Raw genomic sequence first — 22153 nt, forward strand, 5'->3', positions numbered from 1 at the left:
CGCATGCACTCTTCCTTTGATTCTCTGATAAAACAGTATCCCTTCCCCATTGCTGAACAGCTGCGCCACTGGGCGGCTCGCTATCCCTCACGAATTGCTGTCGTTGATGCCAAAGGCTCGCTGACCTACAGCGCGCTCGATCTTCGGGTCGATGAGCTTGCTGCAGGGTTATACTCGCTGGGTTTGCGTCCGGGAGAACATGTGCTTATCCAGCTCCCCAACGGCAACGCATTTGTGATCCTGCTGTTCGCGCTGTTAAGACTGGGCGTTATCCCTGTTCTGGCGATGCCCTCGCAGCGGGCGCTGGATATCGACGCGTTGATTGCGCTGGCGCAACCGGCCGCTTATGTGATTCACGGAGAAAACCACGCGGACCTGGCCCGCCAGATGGCGCGCAAACACGCCTGCCTGCGGCAAGTTCTGGTCGCAAGTGAGACCGAAGGCGACGATTTTACGCCGCTCTTCTCGCTGCGCGGCGAACGGCAGACGTGGCCGCAGCCCGATGCTGGCGCCACCGCGCTGCTGCTGCTCTCAGGCGGCACCACCGGGACGCCAAAGCTTATCCCGCGACGGCACGCTGACTATAGCTATAACTTCAGCGCCTCTGCCGAACTGTGCGGCCTTAATCCACAGAGCGTGTATCTCGCCGTCCTCCCCGTGGCGCATAACTTTCCGCTGGCCTGTCCCGGTATTCTGGGAACGCTTGCCTGCGGCGGAAAGGTGGTATTAACCGACAGCGCCAGCTGCGATGAGGTGATGCCTTTAATCGCGGAACAAGGTGTGACCCACGTCGCCCTGGTACCGGCGCTGGCGCAGCTCTGGGTGCAGGCCAGAGAGTGGGAAGACAGCGATCTCTCTTCGCTACGCGTCATTCAGGTGGGCGGCGCCCGGCTTGACCCAACGCTTGCTGAGCAGATTATCTCGACGTTTGATTGTCCCCTGCAACAGGTATTCGGTATGGCGGAAGGCCTGCTCTGCTTTACCCGGTTGGACGATCCTCTGGTCACCGTTCTTCACAGCCAAGGGCGCCCTATGTCTCCCCTGGATGAAATTCACGTCGTTGACGAAGAGGAAAACGACGTTGCGCCTGGCGAAACGGGACAGTTATTAACGCGCGGTCCTTATACTATTACGGGCTATTATCGCGCTCCCGAGCACAATGCGCGGGCCTTTACCGCGCAAGGATTTTACCGTACTGGCGACAATGTCAGGCTCGATGAGGCGGGAAATCTGTACGTTGAGGGGCGTATAAAAGAGCAGATCAACCGCGCCGGAGAGAAAATAGCCGCTGCGGAAGTGGAATCGGTACTGATGCGTCTGGAAGACGTAAAGGATTGCGCCGTGGTCGCCGCGCCGGACACGCTGCTTGGCGAGCGGATATGCGCGTTTATCATCGCGCAACGCACTCCCTCTGACTATCAACAGCTGCGTCAAAAGCTGGTCCAAATGGGGATCAGCGCGTGGAAGATTCCCGATCAAATTGAGTTTCTGACCCACTGGCCGCTCACCGCCGTCGGCAAGGTAGATAAAAAGCGCCTGACGGCGCTCGCCATTGATCGTTATCGCCATTCAGCCCAATAAGCGCCCCGCTACCCGAAACAGGTGGAAATAAACCCGTTTCGGGTAGCAGTGCAATTAGAAATAGTTATCATTTTCAATTCACCATTATCGGTATTTTGGCGTCTCGCCGTTTTTCAGGGATTCATCACAATGAAAATGACACGATTTTATCCTCTGGTTCTGGGGGGATTTTTACTCCCGGCCGCTGCTCATAGCCAAACCTCACAGCAAGACGAAAGCACGTTGGTGGTCACCGCCAGTAAACAGTCTTCCCACTCGGCATCAGCCAATAATGTTTCTTCTACCGTTATCAGCGCGACGGAGTTAAGCGACGCGGGCGTTACCGCCAGTGACAAACTCCCCAGAGTGTTGCCAGGGCTGAATATTGAAAATAGCGGCAACATGCTTTTTTCAACGATCTCGCTACGCGGCATCTCTTCGGCCCAGGACTTTTATAACCCCGCCGTTACCCTGTATGTCGACGGGGTTCCCCAGCTGTCTACCAACACCATCCAGGCACTGACCGATGTACAGAGCGTAGAGCTGCTGCGCGGACCGCAGGGAACCTTGTATGGCAAAAGCGCCCAGGGCGGGATCATTAACATCGTCACCCAGCAGCCGGACAGCACACCGCGCGGCTATATTGAGGGTGGCGTCAGCAGTCGTGACAGTTATCGAAGCAAACTCAACCTGAGCGGCCCGATTCAGGATGGCCTGTTATACGGCAGCGTGACTCTTTTACGCCAGGTTGATGACGGCGAGATGATTAACCCCTCGACCGGTAGCGATGATTTAGGCGGTACCCGTGCCAGTATCGGGAATGTGAAATTGCGTCTGGCGCCGGACGACCAGCCCTGGGAAATGGGGTTTTCCGCCTCGCGCGAATGCACTCGCGCTACACAGGATGCCTATGTGGCATGGAATGATCTCAAGAGCCGTACGCTGTCTCTTAGCGAGGGTTCACCGGACCCGTACCTACGGCGCTGTACTGACAGCCAGACGCTAAGCGGTAAATACGCTACCGATGACTGGGTTTTCAATCTGATCGGCGCCTGGCAGCAGCAGAATTATTCCCGGACCTTCCCTTCCGGCTCGTTGATCGTCAATATGCCCCAGCGCTGGAACCAGGATGTGCAGGAGCTACGCGCCGCCACCCTCGGCGATACGCGTACCGTGGATATGGTATTTGGGTTGTACCGGCAGAACACCCGCGAAAAGCTAAATTCCGCCTATGATATGCCGACGATGCCCTATTTAAGCAGCACCGGCTATACCACCGCTGAAACCCTTGCCGCCTACAGCGATCTGACCTGGCATTTAACCGAGCGTTTTGACATCGGCGGCGGCGTGCGTTTCTCGCATGATAAAGCCAGCACGCAGTATCACGGCAGCATGCTGGGAAACCCATTTGGCGACCAGGGTAAAAGCAATGACGACCGGGTGCTCGGACAGCTCTCCGCAGGCTATCTGCTGACCGACGACTGGCGAGTATATACCCGCGTCGCCCAGGGATATAAACCTTCCGGATACAATATCGTGCCAACCGCAGGTCTTGATGCCAAACCGTTCAACGCGGAAAAATCCATCAACTATGAAATTGGCACCCGTTACGAAACCGCCGACGTCACGCTGCAAGCCGCCACCTTTTATACCCACACCAAAGATATGCAGCTCTACTCTGGCCCGGTCGGAATGCAGACCTTAAGCAATGCGGGGAGAGCCAACGCCACCGGCGTTGAGCTGGAAGCGAAATGGCGGTTTGCCCAAGGCTGGTCATGGGATATCAATGGCAACATGATCCATTCCGAATTCACCAACGACAGCGAGCTGTACCACGGCAACCGGGTGCCGTTCGTACCGCGTTACGGCGCGGGAAGCAGTGTGAATGGCGTGATTGATACGCGCTATGGCGCACTGATGCCCCGGCTGGCGGTTAATCTGGTGGGGCCGCATTATTTCGATGGCGACAACCAGCTGCGGCAAGGCACCTACGCCACCCTGGACAGCAGCATTGGCTGGCAGGCGACGGAACGGATGAATATTTCCGTCTATGTCGATAACCTGTTCGACCGTCGTTACCGTACCTATGGATATATGAACGGCAGCAGCGCCGTCGCGCAGGTTAACATGGGCCGCACTGTGGGTATCAATACGCGAATTGATTTCTTCTGATCCAACGATACAGGGATGCAATAATCGCATCCCTGCCATCACGGAATTTAACGCGTTGACGTCAGGAGAATGCCCGAACCCCAGCCAGCAACAAAATCTATATTGTCACTGGCCGGCCTTGAAGATAATTCCATCTGCCTGCAGCCCAAGGAATTCACCGCTTACTTCGTCGGAATAATCAGCACCTGGCCCGGATAGATTTTATCGGGATGCGTCAGCATTGGTTTGTTGGCTTCAAAAATACGTTGATACTCATTGGCGGAGCCATACATCGCTTTGGAGATGGCGCTCAGGGTGTCGCCGGATTTGACCGTGTAATAACGACTTTCCGCCCCGCTTTGCGTCACCTTCACGCTGTCATTAACCTGACCAACGCCGGTGACATTACCTACCGCCACCAGAATTTTTTCCTTATCTTCTTGCGAACCGACATCGCCGGTAACCGTCGCGGTGCCGTCGTCCGCAACATCGATATTGACCTTTTCGGCGCCGGGAAGATTAAGACCATCAATATGTTTTTTCAGCTTGTCGGCCTTATCTTCCTTGCTGCCGCCGGAGACGGCGTCCCATATTTTCTCGCCCGCTTCTTTGACAAAATTTAATAATCCCATCGTTCCATACCTCCATTACTGTTTCACGATCAAATATTCATCGGAACGGTTAAGCCCATTTCCAGGATGTCGGTTGTGCTACCCCATAGCGGGCCAGCACAACCTGCCATCAAAGTATAATCAATAAGCGTCAACGTGCAGGATATTTGCCCGGCAATGGCAGGAAAGTCTGTATTCTGACCGGGCGACATGACATGAAATCTGTAGTTGACCCGCATCGTACATGGCGTGTAGTTTTAAGCGGTTCCGTTAGTTTCTGGTTATTTATCTTCAACGAATAATAAGGTCAGAAAATGATTCATCCAGCCCGTTCAACAACGACACGTACCACCGCAACCTGCGGCGGCGTGTGCGTATCTGTGGCTGGAACCTGATAGAACAGAACCACACTCCCCGTTAAACCGGACGGGGACAAACAGCTCTCCGTTCATCACACACTGAATGGAGACACGCCCCATGATTTCATCTGAACATGCGCTAGTGATTATTGATATGCAGGAGGGACTTTTCCGCGGCCCTGCTTCCCCTCATTGCGCTGATGCCGTTCTGACAAATATTCTTCTGCTGATCGCTAAAGCCAGGCAGTCACAGGTACCGATCTTTTTTATTCGCCACGTCGGGCCTGACGGCTCCCCATTCTCTGCGAGCAGCCCGTTAACCAGGCTGATAGCTGAGCTGGATGTGGACGTTGAACGGGATATCGTCTTGACCAAAAAGTATCCCAGCTGCTTTCGCGACACCGAATTACAGCGCCAGCTTATGCTGAGAGGCGTGAAGCAGCTGGTGATTGCCGGGATGAAAACAGAGTTTTGCGTCGATACCACCTGCCGGACAGCGCCGGAGCTGGGATTCACGACTGTGCTGATTTCTGATGCGCATACCACAATCGATAATCCCCATTTATCCGCTCATGAAATCATTGGCCATCACAACCGAACGCTGGCGGGTCCGTTTGTCGCACTTTCAACTGCGGCCGACTGGCGCTTTTGACGAACACCAGGCGAACAGCGGCTTTGCGTTATGTCGGGACGAGAAGCCGCAGGCCGGGATAACGCTGTAGCCAGCGTTTTTCCACGACGCGCTGGCGGAAAATAGCCAGCTTATGCTGCGCAAATACCGGCGTTGGCCGCAGACGGAGCTCAAAGAGATCGTCCAGCCCGTAGGGCGCGATAATCTCAATATGATCTGTTCCTCCCATTCTGACCGCCATAGCCGTCGCGGTTTCAGGCCAGTACAGCAGCGCATTCTCCGTTGAGTGATAAGGTTGATGTCCGTTACGTTGATGCATTCTGGCCTGATTTTTCACCGACCAGTTAAAGGCGGAATTTTGCTGGCTCAGCCTCTCTTCCAGCGCGCTATCGCAGGCGGAAGTCGCGCTTTTCGCGTCGAACCAGACAACATCCACATCACCCGAAACTGGCCTTAGCCCGTAGCCGTGCAGATGATCCCAGACAGCATCTCTGACAAAGCCGGCGCCAATCCAGCCATCGTTGAGTTCCAGCGCCTGCACGGCGTACAGCGCGTTCATTCTTATCGGGTCGTTTAACAACACGCTTTGCAAGAGGTCCTGATATTTCATGGTTTCCCTGTAAACGGCGATCGGTCCGCTAAGTGTATCAGCGTTCAGGAGGCGCCGCTTCAGGCGCCCCCTGTTATTCACCTCGCGGCTACGCTTCGTACGCGGCGTGATGGAAATCAATTTCCCACTGCAGTACATCGCCGTAAAGCGCCGACAGCGCCTGCTTTTCGCTTTCACTCAGCGTCATGGCGCAGCGGTCGAGTTCGTTCTTCAGCCAGAGAGCCTGCTGATAGAATGCGTCCTCGGCGTGCATTTCCACCCAGCAGCGCACGTCAGCATCGCTCTGCCGATGTTCGCTCGCCCGTCGGCACCAGAAATAATACATCCACTCCGCGCCGAACATCATCGTCACGATCTGCTCGTAGCTGCCCTCCCGGGCGGTTCGCAGCATACCGTCGCGAAAGCGCCGCACGCCGGGCAGATCGTCCGGATAATCAGCAGGAGTTATCCGCCGTTCTGATAAAACCTGTTCAAACCATGCAATCTGCGTGTCAACCAGAGCATTCAGGACGCCAATCAGCCAGCGCTGCTGATGAATACCTGGCGCCTTGCTGACTCCGAGGGCAAAAATCGCGATTGCCGTCGCGACGAAGTTGCCCTCAAACACCAGATAGCGGTTGAAGACGGCAGGCGGCAGACGATCCTCTTCGATATCCGTCACAAAACGGTGCCGCTGCATTGCCTGCCACACCGGCTGATGCTCGCGCAGCAGGCGTTCGCTAAACGCTTCCATTATGCCTCCTCCAGCGCGGCCTGCGCGATCGACATGAAATGCTTCACCCGGGCCAGTTCAACATCGTTCCACCACACGCCATCGACCTTCATCGTACTGGCCACGATGACCCCCTGAGTCCGCTCGAGGATCTGGCGCACGTTGGCCGGCGTCACCCCGGAGCCTACCAACAGCGGTAGTTCCGTCGCCGCGCGGATCTCGTCAATTTCCGCCATCGTGGCGCTATCGCCCGTACGCTGGCCGGTGGCGATCACCGCGTCAGCCTCGAAGAAATCGACGTCGCGCGTCAGCTCCTGAATCGAACGATCGGCAACGATGGCATGGCTACCGTGCTTGACGTGGCTATCGGCAAAAACGCGAATATGCTCAGCGCGCAGCATACTGCGGTAGCGCAGCGCCTTAGCCGCTGCCCCTTCAATAAATCCTTCATTGGCGATATAGGCGTTGGCCCACTGGTTTACGCGAACGAAATCGGCTCCGCCCGCCAGGGCGATAGCCATCGCCGGGATCGCCGCGTTCGCCAGGACGTTAATGCCTAGCGGCACAGCAAAACGCTCGCGCACTTTCTCAGTAATCACCGCCATCAGCGCGGAAGTTTCGTGACCAATATCCTCCGGTTTGGAAAAAGGAATATCCCCGTGATTTTCAATAATCAGGCCGTGAACGCCGCCTGAAATATAATTTTCAGCATCGCGAAGCGCGCGCTCAATAATATCACGGACTGATTTCCCTCGATATTTAGGCGCACCAGGAAAAGGATCGCAATGAATAACTCCAATAACCGCTTTGCTACGTGAAAAAATAGCTTGTATTGCATTCGTTTTTTCTGCTGAGATAGCAACCATCTTATCCATCCTGTTAAGGGAACACTATGCGTGTTTACGTTACCGGTAATATTACCGTAGATGAAACCTGGTCCATTCCGGATATACCAAAAAAAGGCGCTTCAATTCACGGCGTTAAAGTTTCGCAGGATATCGGCGGTAAAGGCGCGAACCAGGCGATTATATTAGCCCGCTGCGGAATAGAAACACGCTTAATTGCCGCCACGGGAAATGACAGCAACGGCGTGTGGATCCGTCAGCAGATAAAAAATGAACCACTGACCTTGCTACCCGACGGTCATTTCAATCAACATAGCGATACCTCGATTATTTTAAATAGCGCTGATGGCGACAATGCCATTATTACCACTACCGCCGCCGCGGATACATTCCGCCTGGATGACATCATTCCGCATATCGCGGATGCCGTCGCCGGCGATATTCTGCTGCAGCAGGGCAATTTCTCCCTGGACAAAACGCGGGCGCTGTTCCAGTACGCCAAAAGCCGCGGTATGACGACGGTATTCAACCCCTCGCCCGTCAATCCTGACTTTTGCCATCTGTGGCCGCTCATCGACATCGCGGTGGTCAATGAATCTGAGGCCGAGCTGCTCCAGCCATACAGGGTGAAAACTTTAGTGATTACCCAGGGGGCCGCAGGTGCCTGGCTGATCCAGCAGGGCCAGCGCCAGTTTTGCCCCGCCGTGCCCGCCGAGGCGCTTGATACAACCGGCGCGGGCGACACCTTCCTCGCCGTGATGCTGGCTTCCGCCCTGCTGCGCGGCGTCGCGCCGGATGCGCTGGCGCTGGCGCATGCCAGCCGGGCTGCCGCCATTACCGTTAGCCGCCGGGGGACGCTCAGCGCGTTTCCCGGCAGCCATGAGCTCGCCGCCCTGTTAACCACGGGCGGCGCGCGCTGACCTACTTAAACAGCGAACGGTAGGTATCGACGTTCGCTTTGGTTACCACCGTGGCCGGAACCAGAATGGTTTTCGGCACGGTTTTACCCGAAGTGATGCTGTTCAGCGCCTTCAGGGCTTCTGCGCCCATCTTTTCCGGGTCCTGCTGCAGTACAGCGGTCACGTAGCCGCCGTCAATACCGGAAATCGCCTTCGCCGTCAGATCCCAGCCAAACACTTTAATGTCCTTCTGGCGCCCCTGGTTTTCCACGGCGGCAATCGCGCCGAGCAGCGCGGGTTCGCCGGTGGCATATATCGCCGTCAGGTCCGGATTACCGGTGATCAGGTTTTCCGCCGCGGTCATTGCTTTATCCTGCACATTCTGCCCATCAACAACGTTAGCGATGGTGATCTTCGGATTGCTTTTCAGCGTCTCTTCGAACCCTTTCTGCCGCTGGTTCTGAATAGCCGAGTTCAACGCGCCGACGATACCCAGCCGCGCCTGGCCGCCCATCTCTTTCTGCACGTAGTCCACGAAGTATTGACCAATAATTCTGCCGCCTTCAATATTATCAACGCCGACCTGGGCTGCCTGTGGCCCGGCCGGTAATACGGCATCAATCGCAATCACCGGAATGTTAGCGGCGGCGGCTTCTTTTACCGCGGGCATAATTCCGTTAACATCGATAGCGGCAACCAGAATGCCTTTAACGCCTTGCTGAATATAGTTTTCAATCGCGTCATTTTGCGCCACGGGATTATCGTTAGAGTTAAATATCACTAAATCTTTGCCGCTGGCTTTTGCCGCATCCTGCGCGCCTTTATTCATCAGATTAAAGAACAGCGCCTGCTGATTGATTTGGACCAGTGCATAAGTCGGAGCGGCCGCGCCGGCGGTAGAAATAAAACTCATTGATGCCAGCATCGTCGTGGCGACAGCAAGTAAACGCAGTTTTCCGGTGTTAAATAACATCATCAGTATCCTCGTCGGGAATAAGTGATAACCAGCAGAGTTCCGCGCCGCATGCGAACGCAGAAGGATTATTTTTTTGGCGGGCAAATATCGTCTATGTGGCCAGAACCATCATCGATCGTTCGGCGAATACCTGCTTAACTTCATTCCGGCAACCGGTCCGTGTCGGTGCGCGACTGGAATGACTTAAACGGGTTTGGGAATGACTTCCCGGATGATGCGGTAAACTGCCTATACAATTCTCCGCAGATTAAAATTTGTCAAGCATTTATTTATGGAGATTATGAGCGGAGAAATTGCTGTATCCACCGCGCTTAACTATGTTACAGATAGCCGATTCTGGCAGAAATGGCGCAGGAAATGAGTATAAAACGCGTATTGTTATCCGATGTCGCAAAGCTGGCGGGACTGTCGAAAGCCACCCTGTCGCGCTATATGAACAACAGTATTGTGCTGCCGCAGGACACCATCGACCGTATCGAAACGGCGATTCGCGAACTGGACTATCGCGGTAATAGCCTGGCGCGTCGTCTGAGCAAAGGCGGCAGCGAGACGCTCGGCCTGGTGCTCCCCGATATTACCAACCCCTTTTTTGCCGAGTTGGCCGACGCCGCCGAAGAGGCCGCCTCCGCCAGCGGTTATAGCCTGGTGCTGTGCATCACCCGCAATAATCCTGAAAAGGAGTGTCAGTTCATCCGCTGGCTGGATACCTGTCAGGTCGATGGCCTGCTGTTCACCACTAACCGCCCCGATAACGGCCTGCTGCGCAAAGAGGTCCAGCGTCACGAACGCATTGTCCTGCTGGATGAAGATATACCCGGCAGTACGGTGCCGAAGGTGTTTGCCGATAACGTTCAGGGCGGGCGGATCGCCACCGAAATGCTGATCGCCGCTGGACACCGCCATATCGCCTTCGTCGGCGGTCCTGACAAGCTGATGAGCGTCCGCGAGCGCTATCAGGGCTTCTGCACCGCGATGGAGCAGGCCGGTCTGAGCTGGCCGCCCGAATGGGTGATGTACGGCGACTACCAGCGCGAGTTCGGCCAACAGGCGCTGCGTTACCTGTTTAGCCAGCCGCTTCGCCCGACCGCCGTCTTCGCCGCCAGCGACTACCTGGTGCTTGGCCTACTTGACGGGCTGCGCGCCAGCGGGCTTCAGGCGCCGGAGGCGCTGTCGCTGGTCGGCTTCGACGACGCCAACTATGCCGATTTCACCCAGCCGCGTATCTCAACTATCCGCCAGCCCGCCCGTGAACTGGGCCGCACCGCGGTGAATATCATGATGCGCCTGCTGAACAATGACCAGGATATCCCGGCAGAAACCCGCCTACCGGTAGAATGGATCGGTCGCGACTCAATCAAGATTTGTTAAGCGCGTCCCAAAATGGCGCAAAAGCGCCCAGTTTTGGCGCAAAAAACGATCAATTCACAATCTGTTCACTATAATCAGTAAACCGGTTTACCGGAATGTAACCAATAAAACCTATTGATTACATATGGTTAAGTTACAGGGCTGCTGTGTTGTTCCTGCCCTGGCACGGATGCTGCAACGTTCTTACTGGCGAACAAATATCTTACGTAGCGTTTGTCCTGACTGTGCTGGCGAGTACTCTATTCCGCAGGTAAACCGGTTTACTAGCATGTAAACCGTGTCGGATAGCATCTCTCCCGCAGGATGGCGAACATTTTCCCGGCAACAGCGATGGGAGTTATCAGATGCAGCAGCCACACACTACCCCGCCAAGGGTGGAGATGATCAACATCACCAAGACCTACGGGTCGATACGTTCATTGCGCGGAGTCAACCTCGAGCTGGCTCCGGGCGAGGTGCTGGGCTTGGTGGGCGATAACGGCGCGGGGAAATCCACCCTGACCAAAGTACTCTCGGGGGCGGTGATCCCCTCCAGCGGCACGATTCGCATCGATGGCGAACAGCAGCATTTCGCTAATCCGGCCGATTCGCGCCGCTGCCATATCGAGATGGTCTACCAGGATCTGTCGCTGTGCGACACGGTCGACGTCGCGGGCAATCTGTTTATGGGCCGCGAGCCAATGAAATCGGTCCTCGGCATCCCCTTTCTCGACGAGGCCAAAATGCACGCCGACGCCCGGGAGATGCTTAAAGGTCTCGGGATCTCCATTCCGGATACCCGCCTGCTGGTGCGAAATCTCTCCGGCGGCCAGCGTCAGGCCATTGCCATCGCCCGCGCGGCGGCCTTTGACCCGAAAGTGTTGATTATGGATGAACCCACCGCCGCGCTGGCCGTCGCGGAAGTTGAAGCGGTGCTGGAGTTGATTCGCCGCGTTTCCGCTCGCGGCGTGAGCGTGATTCTGATTACCCACCGCCTGCAGGACCTGTTTCTGGTCTGCGACCGGATCATGGTGATGTACGAAGGTACCAACGTCGCCGACAGACGAGTGGCCGACACTAGCCTGAGCGATATCGTTAACCTGATTGTGGGCGAAAAATTCACCGCCCGCTCTGCGGCCGCACATTGAGGTAACAGGATGAGTATCATGAACTTAAGCAGTTCCCGCATGATCCAGCATTCGCTGCCGCGCCGCCTGCTGCATAACCACTCCGGCGTGGTCAGCATCGCGCTCTTTTTCGTTTTCTGCTGCGTGGTGTTCTCGCTGATCACCAGCAACTTTCTCACCGGCACCAACTGGCTCAACATTATCCGTCAGAGCGCCCCGCTGCTGATCGTCGCGACGGCAATGACCCTGGTCATTACCACCGGCGGCATCGATCTGTCGGTGGGTTCCACCCTCGCGCTGGTCGGCGCGCTTTCCGCTATCGCCCTTAACAACTGGGGACTGCCGTGGCCGGTGGTTTTGCTCGGCGGCTTGTTGCTCGGCGGCGTCGTTGGCGCCATCAACGGCTTCTTTATCGCCTATGAGGGCATACCGGCGTTTATCGTCACCCTCGCCACCCTGGCCGTGGTTCGCGGCATCGCGCTATTGGTCACCCAGGGCTACTCGATCCCGGTTCCGGCTGACAGCCTGTTTACCTTTATAGGCCGCGCGTGGGTTGTGGGAATCCCTATGCCTGCGCTGATCGGCATTATGATTTTGGTTATCGGGCACATCGTTCTCAACCATATGCGTTTTGGCCGCTACGTGACGGCTATCGGCGCCAACGCCGAAGGCGCGCGACGCAGCGGGATTAACACCAAAGCGGTCACCATGAAGGTCTATATCATCAGCGGCATGGCCGCCGCGCTGGCGGGGATGATTATCACCGCTCGCCTCGGCAGCGGCTCCTCCAACCAGGGCGAAGGTTTTGAACTGCAGGTCATCGCCGCCGTGGTGCTCGGCAGTACCAGTCTGTTTGGCGGCTTCGGCACTATTATCGGCACGCTGCTGGGCGCGCTGTCGATTGCGGTGATCCAGAACGGTCTGATCCTGTCGCATATTTCTCCGTTCTACACCCAGATTGCCACCGGCACTATTATCCTGCTGGCTATCTGGCTGAACACCCGCATTCTCAACCCGGCGCGCTCCGCGGCAAAAGGATAGCAGATGAAAGGATCAATTTTTCGCCATCCCGACCCGCTGCCGGTCGGCGTCAGCAGCGGTTACGTGATGACGGTGGTCGGCCCGCTGCCGATAAGTGAAATGGGCGTTACGCTGATGCATGAGCATATTCTGCTGGATGCCTCCGGCAAATGGGTGCCGCCCTGCTGCTGCAGCGATCGCCATCTTGCCGAAATGCCGGTGAAAATGGAAAACCTCGGCGAACTGTCGCTGAACCCGCTGATGAGCCGCGATAATTGTCAACTGTTTGACGTCGACGTCGCGATTGAAGAGCTGACGAAATATCGCGCCCTCGGCGGGGAAACGGTGGTCGATCCGACCAATATCGGTATTGGCCGCGATCCCAAAGCGCTGGCGCGTATCGCCCGTCTGACCGGCCTGAACATTATTATGGGCACCGGCCTCTATCTGGAACCCTCGCACCCCGAGTGGGTAAGAACCAGCAGCGTTGAACAGCTGACCGAGCGGCTAATCTACGATCTCGGCGGCGCAGAGGAGAAACCGGAGGTGCTCGCCGGGCTCATCGGCGAAATCGGTATCTCAAGCCGTTTTACCCCGGATGAGGAGAAATCCCTGCGCGCTGCGGGCCGGGCCAGCGCCGTGACCGGGGTACCGATCGAGGTCCACCTGCCCGGCTGGGAACGGCTGGGTCACCGTGTACTGGACATTCTCGAGCAGGAAGGCGCCGATCTGCGCCATACGGTGCTGTGCCACATGAATCCCAGCTTTGCCGATAAGCGCTACCAGCGGGAACTGGCGCAGCGCGGGGCGTTTCTCGAATACGACATGATCGGCATGAGCTATTACTACGCCGACGAGTCGGCGCAGTCGCCCTCCGATGAGGAAAACGCCCGCGCGATTCGCGAGCTGATTGACGACGGCTATATCCAGCAAATTTTGCTGTCGCAGGACGTCTTTCTGAAAACCATGCTCACCCGCTACGGCGGCCACGGTTACGGCTACATACTCAAGCATTTTGTTCCCCGCCTGCGGCGCCACGGCGTCAGCGGCGAACAGCTTGAAACCTTGATGATTGGAAATCCCCAACGGGTCTTTGGCGGATAAAAGGAAAGTCATAATGCAGAAAAAAATCTTACTGGTTGGGGAATCCTGGACCAGCACTTCAACACACGTTAAAGGCTTCGATCAGTTCGCCACCGCCACCTGGCATACCGGCGCGACGGATTTTCTGGCGGCGCTCGCGGACAGTGCCTACGCCATTACCTACATGCCCGCCCACGCGGCGGCGACAGACTTTCCGCTGACGCTGGACGCGCTGCAGCAGTGGGATGCGATTATTTTGTCAGATATCGGCGCCAATACGCTGCTGCTGCATCCGGACACCTGGCTGAGAAGCCGCCGAACCGCCAACCGTCTGACGCTTTTGCATGACTATGTGGCCGGCGGCGGGTCGCTGATGATGATCGGCGGCTATTACAGCTTCCAGGGAATCAACGGCGGCGCGCGTTATCGCCATACCGCGGTGGAGAAAGTGCTGCCGGTCCGCTGCCTGGCATGGGACGATCGCATTGAAACGCCGGAAGGTTGTTATGCCGAGGTGACGGAATCCCACGCCCTGTTCAACGATATTCCGGGCGAATGGCCGTGGTTGCTGGGCTATAACGAAGTAGAAATGCATCCGGAAGGCAAACTGCTGGCGACCGTGGCCGGTACCGGTCATCCGCTGCTGGCTATTCGCGAATATCAACAGGGTCGCTCACTGGTGTGGACCAGCGATATGTCGGCACACTGGCTGCCGGAAGAGTTTGCCAAATGGCCCGGCTATCGCCAGCTGTGGATTAACTGCCTTGACTGGCTGACGGAACGTCGCTGATGACCACCACCCTTGAGCTCGCCCGGCAGCTGCTGGGCTTTAACACCATCAACCCGCCGGGCAGCGAAGCAGACTGCATGCGGTACTTTGCCGACTGGCTTAACGCTAACGGTTTTGCGGTTTCGCTGTCGTCATTCGGCGAGGAACGCTGCAATCTGATCGCCAGGCTCCCCGGGGCAACGCCTGGTAAACCGCTGGCCTTTACCGGGCATCTGGATACCGTGCCGCTGGGAAATGCCCGGTGGCAGTACGACCCTTTCGGCTCGCAGGTGGAAGACGGGCGTCTTTATGGCCGTGGCTCCAGCGATATGAAAGCGGCGATAGCGGCGTTTGCCGTCGCCTGCGTTCAACAGCGGGAAACGATCCGCGCCGGGCGCGGCGCGGTATTGCTGATTACCGGCGGGGAAGAGACCGGCTGCGACGGCGCGCGGGCGCTGATCGCCTCTGCGCCGTTGCCGGAAGTGGGCGCGCTGATCGTCGGCGAGCCCACCGCCAACTATCCGGTGATCGGCCATAAAGGCGCGCTCTGGCTACGCTGCGAAACGCGGGGAAAAACAGCCCACGGCGCGATGCCGGAACTGGGGATTAATGCTATCTATCTGGCGGCGGATGCGCTGGGTAAAATCCAACATTTTTCGCCGGGGGCGCCGCATCCGTTGATGAAGCAGCCCACGGTAAACGTCGGACGTATTGAAGGCGGGCTAAATATTAATTCCGTACCGGACCGCACGCGTTTCGATGTCGATATCCGCAGCGCGCCTGATTTACAGCACGCCATCATCCGCCAGCGGTTGATCACGCTGCTTGGCGAGAGCGTCACGGTGTCGACGCTGGTCGATCTGCCCGCGGTACTCAGCGAACAGGATCACGCATGGATAAAACAGGTATTTCAGCGCTGCCAGCCGCTGCACGATCGGCCGCTTGAGCCGCGGGTGGTGCCCTACTTTACCGACGCCTCGCTGCTGCTGCCTGCGATGGGCAACCCGCCCTGTATCATTCTTGGCCCCGGCGAACCCTCTATGGCTCATCAAACCGACGAATACTGCCTGGTCAGCCGGCTGGAGGAGGCTGAGCAGCTGTACGGGAACCTGATTCGCGACTGGATGGCGTAAACCGCCCGTGGCGAAGGCAGAAGATACGTGACAGCGTCACTTAACGTCGCTGTCGCGCGTTCGATCCGCCGCATGAAAAATCAGCGATTAGGGTTTGAATAATATCGCGGAATAACAGAGGATAACCGCCTCGTATCCGGAATATCTCATCGCCAGCAAGGAGGCGTTACCCTGTTCATGAAAATCAGCCCGCTGCTCATTTGCACCCTCTCTTTACTCCTTTCCGCCTGCTCGGGTAGTGCTTCTGCGCCGGACAGCACCGAAGACGCTAAAATATCGGCAGAAGCGGATAAAATACTTCGCGATTATCAAACGGGTGCAGATACTTCACCGCAGGCCAATGCCTCACGCTATCTGGCGCGGATCCAGGCGGCTGTCTTCGCTAACATAGACCAGCCGGCGTCCTGGCAAGGGCAAACATGCTCGGTGCGCTTAACGCTACAGCGTGACGGGACAGTGCAGAATCCAACGGTCGAGAACGGCGATCCGGCACTATGCGCGCAGGTGATGTCCGCGCTGAAACAAGCCAAAATCCCGCCTGCGCCAGACGAAAAAACCTATCAAACATTCAGTCATCCCGTTCTGGACTTCAGGCCCTGACAGCTCTTTGTGAAATCATTTCGCAGGGGCCATTCGGCCCCTGCATTATTGTCAGAACTCAATGCGCCCGCCGAAATTATAGCGCCGCCCTTCCAGCATCGCCGTCTGCCTGTAGGCGGTGGTGTAAACCGGATTTACATCAAACAGATTGTAGATCCCGCTCATCAGGGTGACGCGCTTAGTCAGGTGGTAACGCGCGCCTAAATCCACCAGCGCGTAGGCGTCCGTTGAGCTGGACTTGCCGATATCCGGCGATCTGCTGCGCCAGCTGGCCTTGGTCCATAGTTCCAGATCGGAAGTGGTGTTCCACGTCAGCGAAACGTTGGCCATACTGCTGGGGAAATCGTTTAGCGCATAGCCTTTATACTCACCGCTTTTCTGTTCGCTGTGGGTGTAGGTATAGTTGGCGTTTGCCTTCAGCGCTGCGGTCACCTGCCAGTCGCCGTTCAGCTCCACACCGTAGATCTGCGCATCACCGACGTTAATATATTGCGACACGCTATCGGCGGTATAGCCATTGTATTGGCACTTCTGGGTAGCCGATGAAGTACAGATGGTATGGTCGCTGATTTTATCTTTAAATTTGGTGTAAAAAAGGGTGGCGTCGAGCGCCAGGGCATCCCGCTGCCAGTACACGCCCAGCTCGGTATTGATGCTTTGTTCCGGCTTGAGATCGTCGTTGCCAATACCGATTTCAGAATAAGGATAAGCCCCGTAGACGCTGGTAAAACCGGCATTATTCTGGCGTAAATCCGGTTTTTTATAGCCGGCGGACACGCCCCCTTTCAGCGCCCAGGTTTCGTCAATGGTCCAGTTACCGTACAGCTTAGGCGTAACGTGATAACCGAAATAGCTATCATGATCGAGGCGCGCCGAGGTCGTCAGGGTAAAGTCCGGGACGATCATCCACGCGTCTTCCGCGAATACCGCCCAGCCGTGGCGGGTAATTTTACTGACCGGGGTGACGCCAGGCGCCTGTTTGTCGGCGATACCGAAGGTGTCATTCAGCTCGTTGCGCGTAAAGTTGACGCCTAACGTCAGCTTGTGATCGCCCAGCGTAAAGGTGTTCGCGCTATTGGCCTCAAAATTATTCTGCTTAATAAACTGCGGGTCCATGCCGGGCACGCGGTACTCCGTGCGGGCCTTTTCGTAGCTGATAAAGTTCTTCACCTCCAGCAGGTCATCACCGTACCAGGCATGCTGTGACAGCGATGCCGCATCGCGGTCAAAACCCCAGTACCACTCTTTATCATTATGGGTTTTCTCCTGATTACCTTTGGTGGCGTTCAGATCCCAGAGCTGGGTATCGGTTGGCGACAGAGAAATCGTGGCATCCAGATTTCCGGACTGATGTTTAACAAAACGTTCTTGGGTCGGGCTGTCATCGTCGCGACGGTCAAGATAATCTGCGCCCACGCTGACCCCGAGTTTACCCGGCACGACCGGCCCCATAAAGAAGGCGTTTGTCTGGTTAGTATTGCCGTATTCGCTTTTCTCCTGCAGGAAGTAATTATCCTCCAGCACCCCCGTCCATGTGTCGAGGTTATACGCCTTTTTGGTGATGACGTTGACCACGCCGCCAATAGCGTCAGAGCCGTACAACGAAGACATCGGCCCGCGAATGACCTCGATTCGTTCAATAGCGGCCAGCGGCGGCATAAACGCCGCTTCCGTCCCAATATGATGCCCGTAGGGACGAGATTCTCGGGTAGATTGCTTGATGCCGTTCACCATATACGAGGTATAGGTCGAATCCATACCGCGCATCTGTACATCGCCGGTCGCCAGGCTGCCGTGACCGTTGCCCACCAGCACGCCAGGCATCTCGCGCAACGCTTCGGTGATGTTTTGATTTGAGCGGGTATTCAGCGCCTTCTCATCGAGCACCGAGATCGTCGCCGGCGCCTCGCGCCTCTCCTGGCTGAATCCCGTGGCGGTCACTACCATCTGTTCTTCATTTACTACAGCGCCATCTGCGGCGAAGGCTGCCGCGGGTAGATTCAAGGCGAGCGCCACCGCCACGTCCAGGCGTGTTTTCATCGTCACAAAAAATCCTTAAAATTTAGTTAGATCAATCTTGAGAACGTAGTCAGCCAGGTTGCTTTTTTCGCCCTGTTTGACGCTGGCATAGAGCGTTCCGCCATCCGCTGAAAGCGCCAGGCTGTTGGGCATGGCCGCCGTTTTGATGGTGTGTTTAAGATGGTTGGTTTTCGCGTCGATGATGCTTATCGAGCGATCGTTACGATGGGTCACATAGATTTCATCGCGCCCGGCGTGATAGAGCACGGCGATGGAGTTTGGCGAAGCGATACGATCGACCAGCTTGCCGGAGTCCAGTTGCACCACCAGCACATCGCGGGTATTGGTATCGGCGATATATCCGACTCCGGCGACGGTGTTCAGGGCGATATTGAGGAAGTAGTGGTCAGATTCAGCCGGGTCAACCTTCACCCGGGAAAGCAGTTTCGACGTTTTGCCATTGAGGGTAACCAACTCCCCGTTGCCGGTCACCGCATAAACCTTTTCACCCGAGGTATCAACGGCAAACCCCACCGGATCAATGTTCTTCAACGTGTCAATCAGCTGCTGCTTGCGGGTATCGACCACCCAGAGCAGGCCCTGGCCCTTGCGCCCTATCCCTGACACATACAGACGCTGGTTTAGCTTATCCAGTACGACTTCACGGACGTGAGCCTGTTTCTCCGGATCTGAATCATCGCTTAGCTGAATAGTGTTAATCACCCTATTGGTCAGCGTATCCAGCAGCGTCAGCGAACCATCCAGCGCATTGCCCAAATACAGGATATGGTTTTCTTCATCCAGAGAGAGCGCAAAGGCGCGGCGTTCGGTGGCGATTTTCTCATCAATCCGCAGAGAATCCGCCGTCAGTCGAAAGACCAGCCCCACAGTTTTATCTTTATCAAACGAGGGTGCGGAAGCGGCATACAGCGCCTTCTGACCGTTATCATAAGCCAGCTCATAAACGCCGTGGCCGAGAGACTGAGTGAGGAATTCCCGCTCGCTGAAATCCTTAGCCGAGGCGGAGAGAGCATGCAGACAAAACGAAATGACCAGCGCGCGGCGCGCGACCTGCTTCAGAGATGCGGTTGACATGTAATTTTTCTTTACAGTAGTTTACGGAATGCAAACATTAATGAAAATAAATATCATTTGCAATTACGTTTACCTGCATCTTCCCTACCAATTTTTGTGTTCTGATATCAACCGCCGCTTTGTTGACGCCGGGAACCCGCCACTCTGCATTCAGCGTAATCAATAAAATCACGAGATAACCGGCTGTAAGATGCTGACTAATTCCGCCAGACTCCCGGCCTGCATCTTTTCCATCACCCTCGCCCGATGGACCTCCACCGTGCGTACGGCAATGTTCATCGCCTGCGCAATTTCCCTGTTCATGAGCCCTTTCACCACCAGCAGCGCAAGCTCCCGCTCTTTGGGCGTAAGCCGCTGATAGCAATCGACGACTTTTTTCTGTGCAAAGCGCTCGCCGGAGACCGCGAGCCCATGTTCCAGCGCCGCCTGCAGCGGCATTAGCGAAACCGGCTTTTGCAGAAAATCCACCGCGCCGCGTTTCATCTGCTCTACCGCCATCGGGACGTCGCCATGTCCGGTCAGAAAGACCACCGCCAGGGTACTGCCGCACTGGCGCAGCGCCTCATGTACTTCCTGACCATCCAGCGTCGGCATCCGCATATCCAGCAGGACAACGCCGGTCCGGTAGAGATCGGCCTGCGCGAGGAAGGCGTCCCCCTCTGCCCAGCACATTACCTCGTAGCCCAGGCTTTCCAGTAAAAAAGCACATGCCTGAGTCACCGCCAGGTCGTCATCCAGTAGATAAATTATCGCCATTGCCGCTCCGCGCTTCTTGTTGCATGAATGTCAGTACCACGGTGACACCGGGTTGCCCATCGGGTGCCGCTTGATTTGTCAGGCTTATCTCCCCCCGTCCATAGCGGACCAGCCGCTGACAGATAACCAGCCCAAGCCCCATCCCCTCTTGACGACTGGTCACAAACGGCTGAAACGCCTGTGCAAGCTGCGCTCCGGCGATACCGCCACCGTTATCCTGCAGGACGATCTTCACGCCTCCGGCATCGCGAAGGGCGTCAATCCACAGCATCTTCGCCCCGGCCTGCGCCGCATTGAGGATCAGATTCGCCAGCACCTGTTCAAGCAGCACCGGCGGTAAGACGAGCGTTAACGGGCGATCGACATCGCTGTTGAGCAACAGCCCGGGAAACTGCTGCGGCATTCGCAGCCACTGCCAGACATGGTCAATGGCCTGACGAACGCTGATGCGTTCCCAGGTCTCCGTGCGTCCCGGCTTCCCGTGCGCCTGGCTAACCCAATGGCGCAGGTTGCGCAGCGTTTCCGCCCCGCGCTGAGCCTGTTGATCGATATGGCCCAGCGCGGGCAGTAAGGGATGCTGCGGATCCTGTTTCTGCAAACGGATCGTGCAGCCCTGCGCATAGTGGCGGATAGCCGACAGCGGCTGATTTAATTCGTGAGCGAATCCCGAAGTCATTTCACCCAATACGCTCATCTGCCTCGCCGTTTGCAGCGCCTGCTCCTGCTCGCGCAGACGGATGGCGTTGCGTTCAAGCTGTCGCCCGCGTCGCCGCACCAGCAGCATCACCCAGATATAATTCAACGTCAGCAACAGCAGCGCCAGCCCGATGCCGCCCATGATTAACCGGTGCTGGATAAGCCAGCTTTTTACCTCAAGCCACAGCCGTCGCTGCTGGGGGTGCTGTTGAACTTCGCTCAGTAATGCTTCAACCTGGCGGGTCGACGCGGGCGCTCCCCAGTGAAAGGCGGCGTTAGCCGGGGCATTGAGCAAGGCGCGGGTCACCCGATCCGCCAGCGCGTCGCTCACCGCCGGAAGCGCGGCAAACGACCAGTCGGGATACAGCGGGGTGCTGGTTAAACAAGGCATCGCCGCTGGCCGCTCGATGACCGCGGTAAAATCACCTTTATCCACCAGCCCCTCATTAGCCATTTTTTCCAGCAGGCACACCGGCACAATCGCCGCCTGCAGCGCCTGTTCACGCAGCAGGTAGATCAGCGCGTCGGCGGGAAACCCGCTAAAGCGCAGGTGCAAATCGCGTTCCGGCCGCAGCCCGGCATCGATCAGCGCCTTATATCCCAATAAATAGCCGCCGAACGCCTGAGGATCGATGGCCCCTACCGTTTTGCCGATCAGATCGGCCGGCGACGCAATACCGCTGTCGCGACGAGTCAAAATAACGCTGCCGATCACGTTGCTTGTCCCTTGCGAAGAGCGCAAAGAGGCCAGCCAGCGCAGGGAAGAATGACTATTCAACTGGACAAACTGCGCCGGATTGGTCACCACGAACTGCACCGCGCCGTTATTGACCGCCTCCTGCATCTGCTGCAGATCGAGTGGCTGAATATGGAACTGCTGATCCGTTAGCTGCTGATTGAGCGCCACCTCCAGCGGCTGCCAGTGGCTGCGGGTTAAGACCTCGCCGCGCATGGCCAGAACGCCGATATTCCACGACGCCGCCCACCCGCTGCTATTCAGCAGGAGCGCCGTCACCAGCAGCGTCAGATGCTGCACCGTTTTCGCTCTCACTCGATTGTCCCTGTTCATTATGTTGTTTTAGATCAACAACCCGCCGGGTATGTGGTTAACCACAATAGAGCTGACCTCGCCGCGATTTTTACACTGTAAATCA

The 22153-nt window shown here is 56.7% G+C and carries 19 protein-coding genes and 1 pseudogene; 11 read left to right on the plus strand and 9 right to left on the minus strand.

Annotated features, from left to right (window positions below):
- The first annotated feature begins 3 nt into the window (after positions 1 to 3).
- Complete coding sequence (gene ybtE / locus KCG39_RS05170; protein ID WP_142468274.1) at positions 4 to 1581, plus strand: yersiniabactin biosynthesis salycil-AMP ligase YbtE; 1578 nt, start codon at positions 4 to 6, stop codon at positions 1579 to 1581.
- 129 nt (positions 1582 to 1710) lie between these two features.
- Positions 1711 to 3732: a siderophore yersiniabactin receptor FyuA gene (gene fyuA / locus KCG39_RS05175; RefSeq protein ID WP_142468275.1), complete on the plus strand. Its 2022-nt coding sequence runs from the start codon at positions 1711 to 1713 to the stop codon at positions 3730 to 3732.
- Between the two features lie 161 nt (positions 3733 to 3893).
- Here the strand turns inward: fyuA and lysM are convergent, their stop codons facing one another.
- The gene (gene lysM, locus KCG39_RS05180; RefSeq protein WP_004120310.1) at positions 3894 to 4343 is read right to left on the minus strand and encodes a peptidoglycan-binding protein LysM; all 450 of its coding nucleotides are present in this window, start codon (positions 4341 to 4343) and stop codon (positions 3894 to 3896) included.
- A 456-nt stretch (positions 4344 to 4799) separates the two neighbouring features.
- Here lysM and KCG39_RS05185 point away from each other — a divergent pair, with 456 nt between their 5' ends.
- Positions 4800 to 5333 (plus strand): cysteine hydrolase family protein, encoded by a 534-nt coding sequence (locus KCG39_RS05185; protein WP_142468276.1) that lies wholly within the window; start codon positions 4800 to 4802, stop codon positions 5331 to 5333.
- Positions 5334 to 5361: 28 nt separating this feature from the next.
- Here KCG39_RS05185 and KCG39_RS05190 read toward each other — a convergent pair whose 3' ends face one another.
- The 3 genes from KCG39_RS05190 to KCG39_RS05200 form a co-directional block, all read right to left on the minus strand.
- Complete coding sequence (locus tag KCG39_RS05190) at positions 5362 to 5922, minus strand: nucleotidyltransferase family protein (protein ID WP_004120305.1); 561 nt, start codon at positions 5920 to 5922, stop codon at positions 5362 to 5364.
- An 88-nt stretch (positions 5923 to 6010) separates the two neighbouring features.
- Positions 6011 to 6655 (minus strand): TenA family protein, encoded by a 645-nt coding sequence (locus KCG39_RS05195; protein WP_123829360.1) that lies wholly within the window; start codon positions 6653 to 6655, stop codon positions 6011 to 6013.
- Positions 6655 to 7500, minus strand: coding sequence for a BtpA family protein (locus KCG39_RS05200; RefSeq protein WP_004120301.1), 846 nt, complete (start codon positions 7498 to 7500; stop codon positions 6655 to 6657). The genes KCG39_RS05195 and KCG39_RS05200 overlap by 1 nt, the downstream gene beginning before the upstream one ends.
- A 26-nt stretch (positions 7501 to 7526) precedes the next feature.
- Between KCG39_RS05200 and KCG39_RS05205 the strand changes: the two genes are divergently transcribed.
- Entirely contained in the window at positions 7527 to 8399 is an 873-nt protein-coding gene (locus KCG39_RS05205; RefSeq protein WP_142468277.1) for a PfkB family carbohydrate kinase, read from the plus strand.
- 1 nt (position 8400) lies between these two features.
- Here the strand turns inward: KCG39_RS05205 and KCG39_RS05210 are convergent, their stop codons facing one another.
- Entirely contained in the window at positions 8401 to 9354 is a 954-nt protein-coding gene (locus KCG39_RS05210; RefSeq protein WP_049115270.1) for an ABC transporter substrate-binding protein, read from the minus strand.
- A gap of 345 nt (positions 9355 to 9699) precedes the next feature.
- Between KCG39_RS05210 and KCG39_RS05215 the strand changes: the two genes are divergently transcribed.
- The 7 genes and pseudogenes from KCG39_RS05215 (at position 9700) to tolA (ending at position 16433) form a co-directional block, all read left to right on the plus strand.
- Positions 9700 to 10722 carry a LacI family DNA-binding transcriptional regulator gene (locus KCG39_RS05215; protein WP_004120296.1) on the plus strand — a complete coding sequence of 341 codons (1023 nt, stop codon included), beginning with the start codon at positions 9700 to 9702 and terminating at the stop codon, positions 10720 to 10722.
- Between the two features lie 380 nt (positions 10723 to 11102).
- Positions 11103 to 11849, plus strand: coding sequence for an ATP-binding cassette domain-containing protein (locus KCG39_RS05220; protein ID WP_162626010.1), 747 nt, complete (start codon positions 11103 to 11105; stop codon positions 11847 to 11849).
- A gap of 18 nt (positions 11850 to 11867) precedes the next feature.
- Entirely contained in the window at positions 11868 to 12869 is a 1002-nt protein-coding gene (locus KCG39_RS05225; protein ID WP_162625997.1) for an ABC transporter permease, read from the plus strand.
- A gap of 3 nt (positions 12870 to 12872) precedes the next feature.
- The gene (locus tag KCG39_RS05230) at positions 12873 to 13952 is read left to right on the plus strand and encodes a phosphotriesterase family protein (protein ID WP_004120289.1); all 1080 of its coding nucleotides are present in this window, start codon (positions 12873 to 12875) and stop codon (positions 13950 to 13952) included.
- A 13-nt stretch (positions 13953 to 13965) separates the two neighbouring features.
- Complete coding sequence (locus tag KCG39_RS05235; protein ID WP_049115263.1) at positions 13966 to 14721, plus strand: glutamine amidotransferase; 756 nt, start codon at positions 13966 to 13968, stop codon at positions 14719 to 14721.
- Positions 14721 to 15864, plus strand: a pseudogene (locus KCG39_RS05240) (M20 family metallopeptidase). The gene KCG39_RS05235 and the pseudogene KCG39_RS05240 overlap by 1 nt, the downstream one beginning before the upstream one ends.
- A gap of 146 nt (positions 15865 to 16010) precedes the next feature.
- Positions 16011 to 16433: a cell envelope integrity protein TolA gene (gene tolA, locus KCG39_RS05245; protein WP_369893844.1), complete on the plus strand. Its 423-nt coding sequence runs from the start codon at positions 16011 to 16013 to the stop codon at positions 16431 to 16433.
- 51 nt (positions 16434 to 16484) lie between these two features.
- On the opposite strand, the gene KCG39_RS05250 is transcribed toward tolA, so the two are convergent.
- The 4 genes from KCG39_RS05250 to ttrS form a co-directional block, all read right to left on the minus strand.
- Positions 16485 to 18473, minus strand: coding sequence for a TonB-dependent receptor domain-containing protein (locus tag KCG39_RS05250; RefSeq protein WP_049115259.1), 1989 nt, complete (start codon positions 18471 to 18473; stop codon positions 16485 to 16487).
- Between the two features lie 15 nt (positions 18474 to 18488).
- Positions 18489 to 19547, minus strand: a complete 1059-nt coding sequence (yncE, locus tag KCG39_RS05255; protein ID WP_211811563.1) for a 7-bladed beta-propeller protein YncE — start codon at positions 19545 to 19547, stop codon at positions 18489 to 18491.
- A gap of 168 nt (positions 19548 to 19715) precedes the next feature.
- Positions 19716 to 20303, minus strand: coding sequence for a tetrathionate respiration response regulator TtrR (gene ttrR / locus KCG39_RS05260; protein WP_004120256.1), 588 nt, complete (start codon positions 20301 to 20303; stop codon positions 19716 to 19718).
- Entirely contained in the window at positions 20278 to 22050 is a 1773-nt protein-coding gene (gene ttrS, locus KCG39_RS05265; protein ID WP_112165025.1) for a tetrathionate respiration histidine kinase TtrS, read from the minus strand. The genes ttrR and ttrS overlap by 26 nt, the downstream gene beginning before the upstream one ends.
- Positions 22051 to 22153: the final 103 nt, after the last annotated feature.

The organism is Klebsiella pasteurii (assembly GCF_018139045.1).
In the GTDB taxonomy this organism is placed as follows: Bacteria; Pseudomonadota; Gammaproteobacteria; order Enterobacterales; family Enterobacteriaceae; genus Klebsiella; species Klebsiella grimontii.

Bases quoted from the DNA above. Each gene is read 5' to 3' on its own strand.
- KCG39_RS05200 (WP_004120301.1), bottom strand. From the start codon at position 7,500: ATGGTTGCTATCTCAGCAGAAAAAACGAATGCAATACAAGCTATTTTT.
- KCG39_RS05205 (WP_142468277.1), top strand. From the start codon at position 7,527: ATGCGTGTTTACGTTACCGGTAATATTACCGTAGATGAAACCTGGTCC.
- KCG39_RS05220 (WP_162626010.1), top strand. From the start codon at position 11,103: ATGATCAACATCACCAAGACCTACGGGTCGATACGTTCATTGCGCGGA.
- fyuA (WP_142468275.1), top strand. From the start codon at position 1,711: ATGAAAATGACACGATTTTATCCTCTGGTTCTGGGGGGATTTTTACTC.
- ybtE (WP_142468274.1), top strand. From the start codon at position 4: ATGCACTCTTCCTTTGATTCTCTGATAAAACAGTATCCCTTCCCCATT.
- lysM (WP_004120310.1), bottom strand. From the start codon at position 4,343: ATGGGATTATTAAATTTTGTCAAAGAAGCGGGCGAGAAAATATGGGAC.
- KCG39_RS05235 (WP_049115263.1), top strand. From the start codon at position 13,966: ATGCAGAAAAAAATCTTACTGGTTGGGGAATCCTGGACCAGCACTTCA.
- KCG39_RS05210 (WP_049115270.1), bottom strand. From the start codon at position 9,354: ATGATGTTATTTAACACCGGAAAACTGCGTTTACTTGCTGTCGCCACG.
- KCG39_RS05215 (WP_004120296.1), top strand. From the start codon at position 9,700: ATGGCGCAGGAAATGAGTATAAAACGCGTATTGTTATCCGATGTCGCA.
- KCG39_RS05185 (WP_142468276.1), top strand. From the start codon at position 4,800: ATGATTTCATCTGAACATGCGCTAGTGATTATTGATATGCAGGAGGGA.
- KCG39_RS05195 (WP_123829360.1), bottom strand. From the start codon at position 6,655: ATGGAAGCGTTTAGCGAACGCCTGCTGCGCGAGCATCAGCCGGTGTGG.
- tolA (WP_369893844.1), top strand. From the start codon at position 16,011: ATGAAAATCAGCCCGCTGCTCATTTGCACCCTCTCTTTACTCCTTTCC.
- ttrR (WP_004120256.1), bottom strand. From the start codon at position 20,303: ATGGCGATAATTTATCTACTGGATGACGACCTGGCGGTGACTCAGGCA.
- yncE (WP_211811563.1), bottom strand. From the start codon at position 19,547: ATGTCAACCGCATCTCTGAAGCAGGTCGCGCGCCGCGCGCTGGTCATT.
- KCG39_RS05250 (WP_049115259.1), bottom strand. From the start codon at position 18,473: ATGAAAACACGCCTGGACGTGGCGGTGGCGCTCGCCTTGAATCTACCC.
- KCG39_RS05190 (WP_004120305.1), bottom strand. From the start codon at position 5,922: ATGAAATATCAGGACCTCTTGCAAAGCGTGTTGTTAAACGACCCGATA.
- KCG39_RS05225 (WP_162625997.1), top strand. From the start codon at position 11,868: ATGAACTTAAGCAGTTCCCGCATGATCCAGCATTCGCTGCCGCGCCGC.
- KCG39_RS05230 (WP_004120289.1), top strand. From the start codon at position 12,873: ATGAAAGGATCAATTTTTCGCCATCCCGACCCGCTGCCGGTCGGCGTC.